At 75.2% G+C, this 14278-nt stretch carries 11 protein-coding genes and 1 pseudogene; 3 read left to right on the forward strand and 9 right to left on the reverse strand.

The window, feature by feature from the left end; all coding sequences use genetic code 11:
• Nucleotides 1-176 precede the first annotated feature (176 nt).
• The 4 genes and pseudogenes from O4U47_RS07105 to O4U47_RS07120 all read right to left on the reverse strand — a co-directional run bounded on the left by O4U47_RS07105 (nt 177) and on the right by O4U47_RS07120 (nt 6568).
• Entirely contained in the window at nt 177-2438 is a 2262-nt protein-coding gene (locus O4U47_RS07105) for a xanthine dehydrogenase family protein molybdopterin-binding subunit (protein WP_270676805.1), read from the reverse strand.
• Nucleotides 2435-3433 (reverse strand): FAD binding domain-containing protein, encoded by a 999-nt coding sequence (locus O4U47_RS07110; protein ID WP_270676806.1) that lies wholly within the window; start codon nt 3431-3433, stop codon nt 2435-2437. The genes O4U47_RS07105 and O4U47_RS07110 overlap by 4 nt, the downstream gene beginning before the upstream one ends.
• A gap of 164 nt (nt 3434-3597) precedes the next feature.
• Nucleotides 3598-4146 (reverse strand): annotated as a pseudogene (locus O4U47_RS07115) ((2Fe-2S)-binding protein); the annotation flags it as partial.
• Nucleotides 4147-4477: 331 nt separating this feature from the next.
• On the reverse strand, nt 4478-6568 hold the full coding sequence (locus O4U47_RS07120) for an AfsR/SARP family transcriptional regulator (RefSeq protein WP_270676807.1): 2091 nt from the start codon (nt 6566-6568) through the stop codon (nt 4478-4480).
• A 159-nt stretch (nt 6569-6727) separates the two neighbouring features.
• Here O4U47_RS07120 and O4U47_RS07125 point away from each other — a divergent pair, with 159 nt between their 5' ends.
• Entirely contained in the window at nt 6728-7603 is an 876-nt protein-coding gene (locus tag O4U47_RS07125) for an alpha/beta fold hydrolase (RefSeq protein WP_270676808.1), read from the forward strand.
• Nucleotides 7604-7865: 262 nt separating this feature from the next.
• Here O4U47_RS07125 and O4U47_RS07130 read toward each other — a convergent pair whose 3' ends face one another.
• Nucleotides 7866-8303 carry a PaaI family thioesterase gene (locus O4U47_RS07130; protein ID WP_270676809.1) on the reverse strand — a complete coding sequence of 146 codons (438 nt, stop codon included), beginning with the start codon at nt 8301-8303 and terminating at the stop codon, nt 7866-7868.
• A 65-nt stretch (nt 8304-8368) separates the two neighbouring features.
• Here O4U47_RS07130 and O4U47_RS07135 point away from each other — a divergent pair, with 65 nt between their 5' ends.
• Entirely contained in the window at nt 8369-8836 is a 468-nt protein-coding gene (locus O4U47_RS07135) for a MarR family winged helix-turn-helix transcriptional regulator (protein WP_270676810.1), read from the forward strand.
• A gap of 277 nt (nt 8837-9113) precedes the next feature.
• On the opposite strand, the gene O4U47_RS07140 is transcribed toward O4U47_RS07135, so the two are convergent.
• From O4U47_RS07140 to O4U47_RS07155, 4 genes are all read right to left on the reverse strand, one after another.
• Nucleotides 9114-9827, reverse strand: coding sequence for a hypothetical protein (locus O4U47_RS07140; RefSeq protein ID WP_270676811.1), 714 nt, complete (start codon nt 9825-9827; stop codon nt 9114-9116).
• 116 nt (nt 9828-9943) lie between these two features.
• Nucleotides 9944-10954 carry an ABC transporter ATP-binding protein gene (locus O4U47_RS07145; RefSeq protein ID WP_270676813.1) on the reverse strand — a complete coding sequence of 337 codons (1011 nt, stop codon included), beginning with the start codon at nt 10952-10954 and terminating at the stop codon, nt 9944-9946.
• Nucleotides 10955-10956: 2 nt separating this feature from the next.
• On the reverse strand, nt 10957-11793 hold the full coding sequence (locus O4U47_RS07150; RefSeq protein ID WP_270676814.1) for an ABC transporter permease: 837 nt from the start codon (nt 11791-11793) through the stop codon (nt 10957-10959).
• A complete protein-coding gene (locus O4U47_RS07155) occupies nt 11786-12586 on the reverse strand; it encodes an ABC transporter permease (protein WP_270676815.1) in 801 nt (266 codons plus the stop codon). The genes O4U47_RS07150 and O4U47_RS07155 overlap by 8 nt, the downstream gene beginning before the upstream one ends.
• Before the next feature lie 593 nt (nt 12587-13179).
• On the opposite strand from O4U47_RS07155, the gene O4U47_RS07160 reads away from it, so the two are divergent.
• On the forward strand, nt 13180-13704 hold the full coding sequence (locus O4U47_RS07160; RefSeq protein WP_270676816.1) for a lytic polysaccharide monooxygenase auxiliary activity family 9 protein: 525 nt from the start codon (nt 13180-13182) through the stop codon (nt 13702-13704).
• Nucleotides 13705-14278 lie beyond the last annotated feature (574 nt).

The following is a 14278-nucleotide window of genomic DNA, read 5'->3' on the forward strand; positions in this document are numbered from 1 at the left end:
CGGTAGATGACGATGGCCATTGTGCTGTCGCGCCTGCGTACTTCGTATTTCGTACCCCCCGGGCTCCGGATGCGCCGGACTGTGTTCCGGGTGGGTGCCTGGCGACGTCGCTGACGCGGCCCACCTGCACGGGAGCGGCCGCAGGTGCGCAGGGAACCGCGGCCGCCCTCCTTCGTTCAGCGCCCGCCCAGCACCGCCTCGACGGTGATCGGCAGGTTCCGGAAGCGCCTCCCGGTCGCGTGGTGGACCGCGTTCGCGATGGCCGCCGCGGCGCCCACCACCCCCACCTCGCCCACGCCCTTCACGCCCAGCGGGTTGACCATCCGGTCCTCCACCTCCGCGAACTCCACCCGCACCTCCGGGGCGTCCGCGTTCACCGGGAGCAGGTACTCGCCCATGCTCGCGTTCGCCCACCGGCCCGAGTCGGGGTCCATACGGGTCGCCTCCAGCAGCGCGTGCCCCAGCCCCCACAGCATGCCGCCCATCAGCTGGCTGCGCGCCGTCTTGGCGTTGAGCACCCGGCCCGGGGCGAACACCCCCAGCATCCGCCGCACCCGCACCAGCCCCAGGTCCGGGTCGACGCCCACCTCGGCGAACTGCGCCCCGAACGTGGCCGCCGCGAATCCGGCGTCCGGCCCCGGCGGGTCCCACGACCCCAGCGCCTCCGCGTCGAACATCATGTGCCGCCGCAGCAGGTCGGTGTAGGACTCGCCCCCGCCGTCCCGCAGGAACATCCGGCCCCCGGCCACCTCCACCCGCGCCGGGTCGGCCCCGTGCAGCGGCGAGTCCGGGTCGGCCACCGCCCGCTCCACCATCTGCTCGCGCAGCGCGGTCGCGGCCGTGTGCACCGCCGAGGAGATCGCCCCCGACCCGGCCGACCCCACCGCCGCCACCGTGGTGGGCAGGTCGGTGTCGCCGTAGCGCGCCTCCACCTGCTCGGCGTCGATGCCCAGCGCCGCCGCGGCCACCTGCCGCATCACCGCGCCCACCCCGGTGCCGAACTCCGCGCACGCCGTCTCGGCCACGGCCCGCCCGTCGGCGTGCAGCCGCACCCGCGCCCGCTGCGGGTTCATCGCCTGGTAGACGGGGTAGACGGCCGAGGCCATCCCCGTGCCCACCAGCCAGTGCCCGTCGGTGCGGGTGCCCGGCACCGGGTCGCGGCCGCGCCAGCCGAACATCTGCGCGCCGTGCTCGTAGCACTCCCGCAGCCCCTTGCTCGACCACGGCAGCCCGGTCGTCGGGTCGGTGTCGCAGTGGTTGCGCAGCCGCAGGTCGAGCGGGTCGACGCCGAGCTCCGAGGCGAGCTCGTCCATGGCGGTCTCCAGGGCGAACATCCCCGAGGCCTCGCCCGGCGCCCGCATGAACGCCGGGGTCATCGTGTTCGCCCGGAACAGCCGGTACACGCCCTCGTGGTTCGGGCAGGCGTACATCCGCGCCGGCATCTCCAGCGACGGCTCCGCCCAATCGTCGAACGGCGAGGTCGGCGAGAGCTTGTGGTGGCGGATCGCGGTCAGCGTGCCGTCCCGCCGCGCCCCCAGGGTGATGCGCTGCTCCTGCTCCTCCCGGTGCCCGCAGGCGGTGAACATCTGCTCGCGCGTCACCGTCAGCTTCACCGGGGCCCGCACGTGCCGGGCCGCCATCGCCGCCAGCGTCGGGTGCGCCCAGATCATCGCCTTGGCCCCGAAGCTGCCGCCGACCGCCGTGGCCACCACCCGCACCTGCGACGGCGGGACGCCCAGCAGCTCGGCCACGGTCAGCCGGGTCGCGGTCGGCCCCTGCGTGGAGTCGTGGACCGTCAGCCGCCCGTCCTCCCAGTACGCCGTGGCCGCCGCCGTCTCGATCGGGTTGTGGTGGTTGGCCGACATCCGGTGCACCGCGTCCACCACCACGTCCGCCTCGGCCAGTCCGGCCTCCACGTCGCCCCGGCCCATCCGCCCCGGCAGGAACCCGGCGAAGATCCGGTCCGGCTCGTAGGCCCGCTCCCGGCCCTCCTCCAGGGTGGTGGTGTGCGGCTCGCCCCGGTACCCGATCCGCAGCAGCGAGGCCGCGTGCCCGGCCCGCTCCAGGGTGTCGGCGACCACCATCGCCACCGGCTGCCCCGCGTAGTGGACGCGCGCGTCGCGCATCGGGAAGAAGCTCTGCCCCGAGGCGCTCGCGCCCGCCAGCGACGGCAGCAGGTGCGGCTCGGCGGCCAGCGGCGGCAGGTTCAGGTGGCTGAGCACCGCCAGCACCCCGTCCGAGCGCAGCGCCTCGCGCGCGTCGACCCCGGTCACCTCGCCGCAGGCGATCTCGGCGCCCACCAGCACCGCGTGCACCGTGCCCGGCGGCGCGTACTCGGCGGCGTAGCGCGCCGCCCCCGTCACCTTCGCGCGGGCGTCGGCCCGGTCCATCGGCCGCCCGGTCTGGGCCGCCCGCGCCTCCTGCGGAACGGTGCTCATCGCGCCCCTCCCTGCCGCTCGGCCGCCATGCGCAGCGCCCGCACCACGGTGCGCTCGGCCAGCCCGATCTTGAAGGCGTTCATGCTCCGCGGCACGGCGCCCCGCATCTCCCGGACCGCCGCCAGCTCGTAGGACGCCCCCTCGGCCGGGGACCCCACCAGCGCCCCCTCGGCCCCGTGGGCCCTCCAGGGCTTGGTGGCGACCCCGCCCAGGCCGATGCGGGCCTCGGCGACCATCCCGTCCTCCACGCGCAGCACCACCGCCGCCGACGCCAGCGCGAACTCGTAGGACTCCCGGTCGCGCACCTTCAGGTAGACCGAGGTGCGGGCGGCCGGGACCGGCGGCACGTCGACGGCGGTGATCAGCTCCCCGTGCCCCACGGGGTGCTCGCGCTCGGGCGTGTCCCCGGGGAGCAGGAAGAAGTCGTCGACGGGGACGGACCGCTCGCCGTCGGGGCCGCGCAGCCGCACCACCGCGTCAAGGGCGGTCAGGGCCACCGCGGCGTCGGACGGGTGGGCGGCGATGCACTGCTCGCTGGTGCCCAGGACCGCGTGGCCCCGGTTCACCCCGCCGATCGCGGCGCACCCGCTGCCCGGCACCCGCTTGTTGCAGGCCGCTCCGCCGTCGCGGAAGTAGGCGCAGCGCACCCGCTGCATCAGGTTCCCGCCGATGGTGGCCATGTTGCGCAGCTGCGGGGAGGCGCCCATCTCCAGCGCGCGGGAGAGCACCGGGTAGCGCTCGCGCACGACGGGGTGGGCGGCGACATCGCTCATCCTCGCCAGCCCGCCGAGCCGGACGCCCCCGTTGGGCCCCTCCTCGATGCGGGAGATCGGCAGCGCGTTGATGTCGACGACGCGGCGCGGGCGCGCCACGCCGATCCTGAGCATGTCGACCTCGGTGGTGCCTCCGGCCAGGAACTCGCTGCCGGGGTCGGAGGCGACCTCCTCGACGGCGGTGGCCACGTCGGACACCCGGGTGTAGGCGAAGGGATGCATCACCGGTCCCCTTCCGTGCGCGGGCCGACCGAGTCCGGGCCGGGGTCGGCGGGGAACCCGCGGGCGTGCGCCGCGGGGGTGTCGGAGCCGGCGCCGCCGGGCCCGGACGCCTCCGTGGTCCCGGCGGCCCCGACCGTGCCGACCGTGTCGGCGGCGTTCCCGTCGCGCCTGTCGCGCACCTGCCGGATGGCGGCGCGGATGTTGGGGTAGGCGGCGCACCGGCAGATGTTTCCGCTCATCCATTCGGCGATCTCGGCGTCGTCGCCGGTGTGCCCCTCCTCCAGCAGGGCGACCGCCGACACCAGCTGGCCCGGGGTGCAGTAGCCGCACTGGAAGGCGTCGTTGGCGATGAAGGCCTCCTGCACGGGGTGCAGCCGGTCGCCGTCGGCCAGCCCTGCGACCGTGGTGACCTCGCGGCCCTCGCAGGTGACGGCCAGCGTCAGGCAGCCCAGCACCCGGCGGCCGTCCACCATCACCGTGCATGCGCCGCAGGCGCCCTGGTCACAGCCCTTCTTCGGCCCGGTGACGCCCATGCGCTCGCGCAGCGCGTCCAGCAGGCTCACCCGGGGCTCGACGCGCACGGTGCGCGCGGTCCCGTCGACGGTGAGCGCGACGTCGACCTCGCCGGGGCCGAGCTCGGGCGGGCGCGTCTCCTCCCGCCCCTCGCGGCGCGCCTGCGCGGGCAGGCGCGGGCGGCTGGTCTGCCGGGTCACCGCCGCCACCTCCCCGGTGCCTCGGATGCGGTCTTCGCGACGCGGTCCATGGGATCCCCCCGGTTCTGCGCGGACGTCGCCACCCGGGCCGCGCGCCGCGGCGCGCCCTACCGTCCCGTCCCGGGCGGCATCGCCGACTAGCCTCCCCCGGCAGCGGCCTACGCCACACCGAGGCGCGGCAAAGCCCAGTGCAACTCTGCGCAAGGGCGTGACCCGGGGCGAGAGGGGCGGACGGAACCGGTCGCGTCCGCAGAATCTCTGTCCGGCCAGATGACGGAACCGGGCGGATGAAGATCGCGCTCGGGAAGCGGCGTGGGGCGTTCCTATGCGCTCAGGCGGCGGCCAAAGCGTCGGCGATCGCGTCGAGCCACTGCGCGACCGGGCCGAGGGTGACCATGCCGCTTCCCGCGCCCGCGATCTCCTGTCGGGCGGGAAGGAGCCGGTCGCGGACCTTCTCCAGCGTCGCTCGATCGCCGAGTTCGAGGGCGGCCGCCGCCTCCAGGCAGCACAGCGCCTCATAGAGCAGGTCCGGCGGCGGCTCGGGGAGCGTGTGCAGGGCGGCCCGGGCCTCGTCGTCCTTCCCGGCGTGGAGGAGCAGGAGCGGTTCGACCCAGGGGCGGTAGGGGCCCCAGTCGGAGTCCGGGGACACGCGCCCCACCGCTGCCAGTACGGGTGACCCGGGCGCCCCGCGCCCTCCGGCCTCAGGAGACTCGGGCGTCTCCTCTGCGGCGCTCGGCTCCTCCGAGACGCTCTGAACAGCCGGGTGGCCCGCCGACACGTGCAGGCACAGCAGCGCGAGCGGCGGCAACCCCGCCTCGACGCCCGGCATCCCCGAGCCCTCCAATTCCGCGGCCGCATCGCGGTAGGCCTTCTCGGCGTCGCCGGTGCGCCCCGAAACGGCCGCCCGGAGCGCGCGGTACCAGCGGGTGAACACCCGGGCCAGTGGCAGCTCGTTCTGAAGGGACAGTCGGTCGACCGCCGCGGCATGCTCGTCGGCGGCGGCGAAGTCGCCCAGCCCCGCGCGCGCCTGCATCCGCACCATCCGGCCGAAGACCTCATAGGTCGGCAAGGCGTGCCGGGCCCCGAGCGCCGCGGCCTCCGCCCCTATGGCGTCGCGCCGCTCGGCACCGCCCGCGCGCGTGCACGACTGCATGAACACCGCGTTGAGGGCGAAGGCCAGCAGCGCGGGGTCGTCGAGGCGGCGCGCGATCTCCTCCGCCTCATGCGCCGCCTGGGGCCCCCGGGGCGACCGGATTCCGCGCATCTCCAGGCCGATCGTGGCCAGCAGGCGGGAGCGTGCTGCCGCGTACTCGCCGCCGGTTCCGTCTCCGCCCCTCATGGGGAGCGCTGCGAGCGTCCGCTCGGCGGCGGCGACGATCTCCCGGGCCTGGGCCGGATCGTCGCTGCGAGGCCAGATCGCGGGCACGTCATAGGCGCCGATCACCCGCGCCGCCAGTTCCGGGTCGTCGGCCTCCTCCGCGGCGCGCATGGCCGCCAGCCGGTTCTCCCGCGCCGCCTCCAAGCCGCCGCCACCGGTGACCGCCAGGCTCCGCAGCAGGCCGACCGACGACTCCAGGCGCGCGCGGGAACCGGCGGCGACCGAGCGGTCATAGGCGGCCGCAGTGCGCGCCCACACCTCGGCGGCGGACCGGGCCGCCCCGGGCCGGTCCAATGCAGGGTCCTGGGCCAGCACGTCCGCCTCCAGGCGCCGGAGGCGCGGCCCCGGATCGACTCCCAGGGCGTCGGCGAGGGCCGACCGGGCCCGGCGCAGCACCGCGAGCGCATCGGCCTGCCGCCCGGAGCGGTACAACGCCAGTGCCAGGAGCCGCCACGTCTCCTCCCGCCAGGGGTGCTCGGCGGCCTGCGCGTCCAGGTCCGGGACGGCAGCGGCCGCCTCGCCCAGGGCCAGGCGGGCGTCGGCGCGCCGTTCCACCGCCTGTAGGCGCAGCTCGTTCAGGCGGGCGCGTTCGGCCCGTGTCCAGTGCTCGTCCGCGAAGTCGGCGTAGGCGGGGCCGCGCCACAGCCCGAGGGCGCTGTCGAGGAGCTCCAGCGCGCGCTTGGGCGGCTGGTCCCCGGCCTCGTGCAGGGCGTCTTCGAACCGCCAGGCGTCCACGGTTCCGGGGGCGGTGCGAAGCGCGTACCCCGGGCCCTCGGTCACGAGCAGCCGGGGCGGGGTGCGCGGCGGGCGGTCCGGCTCCAGGGCGCGCCGGAGCGCGGCCACGAAGGTGCGGACGGCGCCGACCGCGCCGTCGGGCGGGTCCTCCCAGAGGTCGTCCACCAGGCGGTCGACGGGGACGACCCGCCTGCGGGCGATGAGCAGCACCGCCAGTACCGCCCGGTGCCGCGGCCCCTTGAGGGGGACCGCCGCGCCGTCCCGCTCGGCCGCGACCGGCCCGAGCACACCGAACCCGACCCGTTCCATGCCCGCCTTCCCTGAACGCCCGCCGGTCCAACGTTATGCGCTCATCGGATGCTCATCGGCGCGCGGCACGCTCGGGACGAAGCCGGACGGAGGGGCGGACCGGGGCATCCGGCCCCCGCGCCGCCGCCGGCCGGCCCGACCACGATCGAGGAGAGCACCATGGCGCCGACCATTCCCGGATTCGACCATCAGAGGGTGCCCGTCGCCGACGGCGTCGAGCTGCACGCGGCCGTCGGCGGCTCGGGCAGCCCCGTCGTGCTGCTGCACGGGTTCCCGCAGACCCACCTGATGTGGCGGCACGTGGCCGCCGACCTGGCGGCCGACCACACCGTCATCGTCCCCGACCTGCGCGGGTACGGCGCCAGCGACAAGCCCGCCGAGGACGGCGAGGCCTACGCCAAGCGCACCATGGGCGCCGACGTCGTGGCGCTGGCCCGCGCCCTGGGGCACGAGCGGTTCGCCCTGGCCGGGCACGACCGCGGGGCGCTGGTCGCCATCCGCACGGGGCTGGACCACCCGGACCACGTCACCCACCTGGCCAGCCTGGACGTACTGCCGACGCTGGACATGTGGGACGTGATGCACGGCCGGAGCGCGGCGGTCGGGTTCCACCTCTACCTGATGGCCCAGCCGCCCGGTCTGCCCGAGCGGATGATCGCCGCCGAGCCGGACGCGTTCTTCTCGTTCTTCCTCGACGCCTGGGGCGCCGACCCGGGGACGATCCCCGCCGATGTGCGCGAGGCCTACCTTGAGGCGTCGAGGAACGCGGTGCCGTCGATCGTCGCGGACTACCGGGCCTCGGCCGGGATCGACGCCGAGCACGACCAGGCCGACCGGGACGCGGGCCGGAAGCTGAGCATGCCGGTCACCGTCCTGCAGCAGGACTGGGGCGCGGCGCTGGGGTTCGACGCCGAGGGGATCTGGAAGGGGTGGGCCGACGACCTGGTTCACCGCACGGTGGCGGCGGGCCACTTCATGGCCGAGGCCGACCCGGAGCGGGTGATCGCCGAGCTGCGGGAGCTCTTGGAGCGGTGACGGGGCGGGTCTGTCCGGTGGGGGAGTCCGCGGTGTTCGCTGAGCCCGTGCAGGGGGGGCGGCGCGGTTCCGACCGCGCCGTCGACGGTGCCCCTCGGGGCGGCGGTCCGGGGCGAACCCGCCTCTCGCCGGTGCCCGCACGCCCCGGCCAGGACCCTGTGCGGCCTGGTCCCACGTCCCGCCGCAGGACCGGGGACGGCCGAGGGACCCTGCTCCGACGGCGGCACCACGTCGACACGTCCGGAGCGGGCGAGCCGTTCCGCTAACGGGGCCGGTTGCCGACCGAGATGCTTCCCTGCGCCACGGCGACCAGGGTCTCGGCGTCCTGCCCGTCCACGGTGACCAGGTCGCACCGGCACACCACGCGGGTGCGGCCGGCCCGGACCACCTGGGCTTCGGCGCGCAGCAGGACGCCGTCGGCGGGCTTGAGGTAGTCGATGCTGTACCCGGCGGTGATCAGGTCCGTTCCGGCGGCGGAGCCCGCGGCGAAGGTGAGCGCGTTGTCGGCGGCGTAGCCGAGCACGCCGCCGTGCAGCACGCCGTACTGCTGGCGCAGATCGTCGCGGATGCCCAGCTCCAAAACGGCGTGCCCGTCGCCGAAGGCGGTCAGGCGGGCGCCGAGCAGGGCGCTGAACGGCTGTGCGCGCAGGACGGCGCGGGCGTTCTCGAGGGCGGGGTCATCGATGTCGAGCGTGTCCACGGAATCCTCATTTCACTAGTGAAGTGAGGATCGCGCCGCCCGGGGCGCTCTGTCAAGATCGGACCATGCCCGGACCTGACGAGCGCCTGTACTTCCTGCTGCAGCGGGCCGCCCACCGCCTGCGCACCGACGCCGACCGCCGTCTGGTGGAGGCCGCCGGGATCACCAGTGCGCAGCTCGGGGCGCTGTTCGCGGTCCGTGCCGAGCCGGGCGCGACCCAGCGGCGGCTCGCCGAGGTGCTCGGCCTGCGCGAGTCCGCCGTGACGGCGCTGGTCCGGCGCCTGGCCGACGGCGGACTGGTGGCCAGGCGGGCGCACCCGGACGAGCACCGGGCGGTGGTGCTGGAGCTGACCGAGGAGGGCGAGGCGGCCCTGCGCGACGCCCGCCCGGAGATGGACCGCTTCAACGCCGAGGTGCGCGGACTGCTGGGGGAAGAGGGGTTCCGCGCGACGGCGGAGGGGCTGCACCGCCTCGCCTTCGCCCCCGGCGAGGGCGGGGGAGGTCCAGAAGAGGGAGAGTACGGAAAGGCCTGACCCTCGGACCGAGCCGCTTGCGGTCCGCCGGGGCGTAAGGCGGAGGCCGACAGCGGAGGTCGGCGGCCCCTGCGGCGACGTTGTCGGCTGCCTGGCCGTCGACCTGTACCGCGCGGGGCCGGACGGCCGGCGGGCAGGGCCGGGGAAGCGCCCCGTTCACCTCGTCGCAAGCCGGGGGGACACCCGGACGGCCGCGGTGCGCGCGGCGGTCCAGAAGGACCTGATCCGCCTGGACCGACAGGCGGCGGGCGGGCGCCCCTCCGCCACCTGGCCGCCCCTACTCGGCGGTTGCGTCGATGCTCTCCTCCAGACCCTCGGAGATCCTGGTGACGAGCATCAGGTCCTCGTCGGGCAGAGCGGTGTCCTCGGTCCGGTACTGCACCGTCACGGCGACATTGCTCATGCGGAATTGGGCCCAGTGGAGGAGGGCCTCCTCGCCGGAGGGGTCCGTGTGCGACGCCTCCTCGACGATCTTGTACAAGGTGGCGAACCCCTCGTCGCCCACCTCGATGTCCTTGCCCGCGAGCTTCTCGCTGCCGTCCTCGGGCCCCTCGTCCGCGCTCTCCCTGACGGCGGCGAGGCGTTCCTTCACGGGCTTGTAGTCCGAGGCCGCCGTGTCGGGCGAGTAGAGGGTGATGTCCACGACCAGCTCGCCCTCACCGACCCAGCCGCCGCAGGCCGAGTACTCGGGGCCCGTGTCGTCCTCCGCCGTCGGCGGCGCCGTGAACGCCGGTTCCAACTCCACGACCTTGACGTCGTCCTTGGTCACGTGCCCGACGGCGTCCTTGAGCAGCTCGTCGCAGTCGCCGATGCTCTCGTAGGCCGCCGGGGGTGTGGCGTAGACGCCCAGGGAGACGGCGGCGGCCAACCCGAGGGCGACGCCGCCGCCGATCAGGTAGCGCCGGTCGGACCACCATGCGGGTCGGCGTCCCGTCGGAGAGGTCTCCTGCGATTCGGGGGCGGGGGAGGAGTCGGGGGAAGAATCGGACATCGGTGGGGATTCCTCGTCGGGGATGAGGCGGCAGGGGACAGGGGGAACGGGCCCGTTCCATCCTCTACCCCCGGCGCCGCGAACATCACCACCGGCCCTCCCCCCCCGCGCCTCCCTCACTCCCCTCCGTCTGCGGCCGCAAGGGCCGCGTCCCCCTGGTAGAGCCGGGCGACGACCCCCTCGATACCGGGCTCCTGCACGGTCAGGTCCGCGACCTGGCGGTTTCGTGCCACCTCAGCGATCACCTCGGCCGGATTCCCCTCCAGCTCCAGCCACTGGCGCGGCCCTTGGCGGCGCACGCAGCGCGCCCCCGGCACCTCGACCGGCGGCCCCGGCTCAGCCAGGTCGACGACGAGCGTGCGCGGCCCCGGGGCGCGGTCCCGCAGCCCCGCCAGGTCCCCGTCGTAGGCCAGGCGGCCGTGGTCGATCACCATCACGCGGCGGCACAGCCGCTCCACGTCGCCCAGGTCGTGCGTGGTCAGCAGGATCGTGGTGCCGCGTTCGGCGTTGAGCCGGGCCAGGAACGCGCGGATCGTGGCCTTGCTGACCACGTCCAGCCCGATGGTCGGCTCGTCCAGCACCAGCAGGTCCGGGTCGTGCAGCAGCGCGGCCGTCAGGTCCCCGCGCATGCGCTGGCCCAGGCTGAGCTGCCGCACCGGGGTGTGCAGGAACGGGCCCAGCTCCAAGAGGTCGGTCAGCTCGGCGAGGCGGCGCGCGTGGTCGCGCGGCGGGACCCGGTACAGGTGCCGGGTGAGCGCCAGGCTGTCGCGCAGCGGCAGGTCCCACCACAGGGTGGTGCGCTGCCCGAACACGATGCCGATGCGCGCCGCCAGCCGCGTCCGGTGGCGGGCCGGCTCCATCCCCAGGACGCGCAGGCGCCCCCGGTCCGGTGTGAGCAGGCCGATCAGCATCTTCATGGTCGTGCTCTTCCCGGCGCCGTTGGGCCCCAGGTAGCCCACGGTCTCGCCGGGGCGCACCCGGAAGGCCACCCCGTCGACGGCGTCCACGGTGCGGCGCCTGCGGCGCAGCAGCGGCCCCTCGGAGACGGTGAACGACCGGCCGAGCCCGCGGGCGTCGATGACGGGTCCCTCGGCAGGGGCGGGGGCGGAGGGTTCGGAGGAGGGCAAGGTCAGCTCCCGGTGGATCGGTAGTGCCGCAGCCCCGTGCGCCACGCCAGGGCGGCCAGGGCGCACAGCACGGCGGCCACGGCCGGCGGGGCGAAGCGCAGCCACTCCGGCAGGCCGGTGGGGTCGGGGCGGTCGAGGAGGTACAGCGCGGGCTGCCAGGTGACGAACGCCAGCGGCACGGTGAAGGTGGCCGCGCGGACGATCTCGCGGCCGTAGATGCCCAGGGGGTACTCGGTGAGGGCCTGCCCGCCGTAGGTCACCGAGTTGGCGACCTCCCGGGCGTCGGTGATGAAGAACTGCAGGCACGCCCCGATGGTCCAGATCGCGCAGCAGATCGCCACCCCGCTGGCCACCAGTACGGGCGTGTACGCCACCCGGCCCGGGGTCCACGGCACGTCCAGGGTGGCGAGCGCGTAGCCCGCGATGGCGGCCGCGGGCACGGCCTTGCCGAGCCGGTGCGGGGAGAAGCGGTCCGCGGCGAGCTGGACCAGCGCCGAGGCCGGCCGCACCAGCAGGGTGTCCAGCGAGCCGGTGCGGATGTGGTCCCCGATGCGCTCCACCGACCCCATCAGCAGGTCGGCCGTGCCGAAGGCCAGCGCCGCCAGGCCGTAGACGAGCATCGCCTCGCGCGCGGTGAAGCCCGCCAGCTCGCCCGCGTGGCCGAACACCACCAGCACCGCCGTCAGCTCGGCCGCGGCCGAGCACGCCTGGGCCAGGGCCAGCAGCGCCAGCGACCCGGGGTACTGGGCGGCCGCCCGGCACCACGTCCAGACCAGCAGCAGGTAGACGGGTATCCGCGGCGCCCGGCCGCGCCGGAGTGCGGAGGGGAGGCTAGCCACCCTGGACCACCACCCTGCGCTCCGCGCGGGCGGTCACCAGCGCCCCCAGCCCGAGGAGGACCGCCGCCCACGCGGCCTGGAGCGCCAGCGCCCCGGCGGGCCCGCCGCCGGGGACGGTGTCCTTGCCGAGGAACACCTCCACGGGCACCTGCACCATCGCCGCCCACGGCAGGACGCGCAGCACGTCGGCCACCGGCGGCGGGAAGAGCACCAGCGGGATCAGCATGCCCGCGAACACCGGGGCGAGCAGGTGGGACACGGCCGACACGCCCTTGGCGTCCAGCAGCCAGAAGCCGCTGGCCGCGTACAGGTAGCGGAAGGCGAACCCGATCAGCGACGCCAGGACCAGTGTCCCGGCCGCCCACGCCCACCGCGCCGGGTCGTCCGGAAGGGCGAGCGGGAACACCAGCGCCCCCGCGGCGAAGGTGGGCACGCTGCGGGCCGCGACGGTGAAGGCCGCCCGGCCCATGTCGTGGGAGAGCCACCAGGCCAGTGGCGATGCCGGGCGCATCAGGTCCACCGCGATCTCTCCGGTGCGGATGCGCTCGGCCAGCTCCAGCGGCGGCCCCATCACGGCGGCCGGGCCCATCAGGGCCTGGGCGACGAAGACGTGCGTGACGGCGTCCGTCGCGTCGTAGCCGTTGATCTCGGGGCGCGCGTGGAAGAGCGCCAGAAGGACCGAGGCGTTGATGAGGCCGAAGACGACATTGGTGAAGACGGCGGCCGCCGTGGCGGCACGATAGGTGGAATAGCGGCGCAGCCCGAGGGCGAACACCGCACAGTAGACGCGCACCGGGCGCACTCCCTGGCAGTTCGAGACCGTGCGAATGGAGAACGATCGAGCCAGGGGCCGGAAGCACTGCGGAAGCGGATCCGGGCCGTGGCCCGTTGTCCGGCACGGCCCTGCGGGGCGCAGGTCCGGGTCGCCGCGAGTGACGGATGCTAGCACGGTCCGGCCGCGGTGCGGGAATCCGTTCGGGTGGGAATTCCTTTTCGCTGATCGCGGCGGAATCGGCGGCGTTCCGGGGGAGCGGGCGCCCGGTTTTCCGGGAAGCGTGTGGGCCGGGCGGGGCCGCGCCGTGGTGCCCGCCGATCGCGTCGGGGGATCGGGGCGACGCGGATGCGGCGTTCGGCGGAGGGGGCGGGCGGGTACGACCGCCGACCGTCCGCGCAGGACGGGGGGATTGTGCACCGCACAAGAATTGAAAAGATTCCTATCTTTTTCTTGGGCGCCTTCTTAGGTTCACCATGGCCGGTCGGCACCCCGCGGGGGCCGGTCGGCAGGGGCCGCCCGCCGCCCCGATCCCCGCTGAACGGCGATCCTCCCGGCAGGCCGGACCGCCCACACGGTCCGCGGGGGACGCGACCCGCACGAAAGGGCACGCGATGCACCTGCGCAGGAAGTCCGTCCAGGCGGCCACCGTCCTGGCCGCCGCCCCTCTGGCCCTGGCCCTCCTTCCCACCAGCGCCGCCTACGCCCACGGATACGTCTCCTCGCCCCCCAGCCGCCAGGCGCAGTGCGCCGAGGGCACCGTCGAGTGCGGCCCCATCAAGTGGGAGCCGCAGAGCGTCGAAGGCCCCAAGGGCCTGACCAGCTGCAGCGGGGGCAACGAGGCCTTCGCCGAGCTCGACGACGACTCCAAGGGCTGGTCGGTCGAGCCCGTCGGCACCAGCCTCGACTTCACCTGGACCTTCACCGCCCGGCACGCGACCGCGGACTGGGAGTACTACGTCGGCGGCGACCGCGTCGCGACCGTCGACGGGCACGGCCAGCAGCCCCCCTCCACCGTCACCCACAACGTGGACTTGAGCGGTTACAGCGGCCAGCAGAAGGTCCTGGCCGTGTGGAACGTCGCCGACACCGCCAACGCCTTCTACGCCTGCGTCGACGTCAACGTCGGCGCGGCCTGACCCCGCCCCTCCGCGACGGAGGGCCGCGGCGGAACGCGACGCGGGGCGCGCCTTGAGGGGCGCGCCCCGTTCCCGTGTCCCGGGCGCGGCGGCCCGCCGGTCCCGCGCGGCGCTTCGTGCGCTTCCGTCGCAGAAGTCGCGGTTTCCCTGTGGGGGCGGGGCGCCCGCGCGACAATGAAGTGTGCGGCAGTTCGCCCCTCCCGGCTGCCGCACGCCTCTTGTGCACCGGCGCCCCCGCCGCCTCCGCACCAGGTGGGGGGTGAACCCGGGCCCGCTCGGGGAGCGGGCGCCTTCCCCTCCCGCACCCCTGGCCCCCGTCGCCGTTTCAGGGGATCCTGTACACCGTCGACCCCCGGCCCCCCGGGGACGCCCCGGAGGGGAACCGAACGCGGCAGTAGGAGAGGGACGCGTGAGGGGCCCAAGTGGTTGACGTGTTTGCGCAGGTCGGCCGAAGGTGGCCGCAGTCGGCCGACGCGGCGTGACGACCTGGGGCGACCCGATACTGTGGCATCAGTTCCGGTCCCCGAGACCGGGACCGCGGGTGGTCGTCGAGCGGGGACGGCCACCCGCTCTG

Origin of the sequence: Nocardiopsis suaedae, assembly GCF_027706745.1 — a bacterium.
In the GTDB taxonomy this organism is placed as follows: domain Bacteria; phylum Actinomycetota; class Actinomycetes; order Streptosporangiales; family Streptosporangiaceae; genus Nocardiopsis_A; species Nocardiopsis_A suaedae.

What these genes read in the sequence shown, in the direction of transcription:
- O4U47_RS07105 (WP_270676805.1), bottom strand. Translation starts at nt 2,438, where the DNA reads ATGAGCACCGTTCCGCAGGAGGCGCGGGCGGCCCAGACCGGGCGGCCG.
- O4U47_RS07110 (WP_270676806.1), bottom strand. Translation starts at nt 3,433, where the DNA reads ATGCATCCCTTCGCCTACACCCGGGTGTCCGACGTGGCCACCGCCGTC.
- O4U47_RS07120 (WP_270676807.1), bottom strand. Translation starts at nt 6,568, where the DNA reads ATGGAACGGGTCGGGTTCGGTGTGCTCGGGCCGGTCGCGGCCGAGCGG.
- O4U47_RS07125 (WP_270676808.1), top strand. Translation starts at nt 6,728, where the DNA reads ATGGCGCCGACCATTCCCGGATTCGACCATCAGAGGGTGCCCGTCGCC.
- O4U47_RS07135 (WP_270676810.1), top strand. Translation starts at nt 8,369, where the DNA reads ATGCCCGGACCTGACGAGCGCCTGTACTTCCTGCTGCAGCGGGCCGCC.
- O4U47_RS07140 (WP_270676811.1), bottom strand. Translation starts at nt 9,827, where the DNA reads ATGTCCGATTCTTCCCCCGACTCCTCCCCCGCCCCCGAATCGCAGGAG.
- O4U47_RS07160 (WP_270676816.1), top strand. Translation starts at nt 13,180, where the DNA reads ATGCACCTGCGCAGGAAGTCCGTCCAGGCGGCCACCGTCCTGGCCGCC.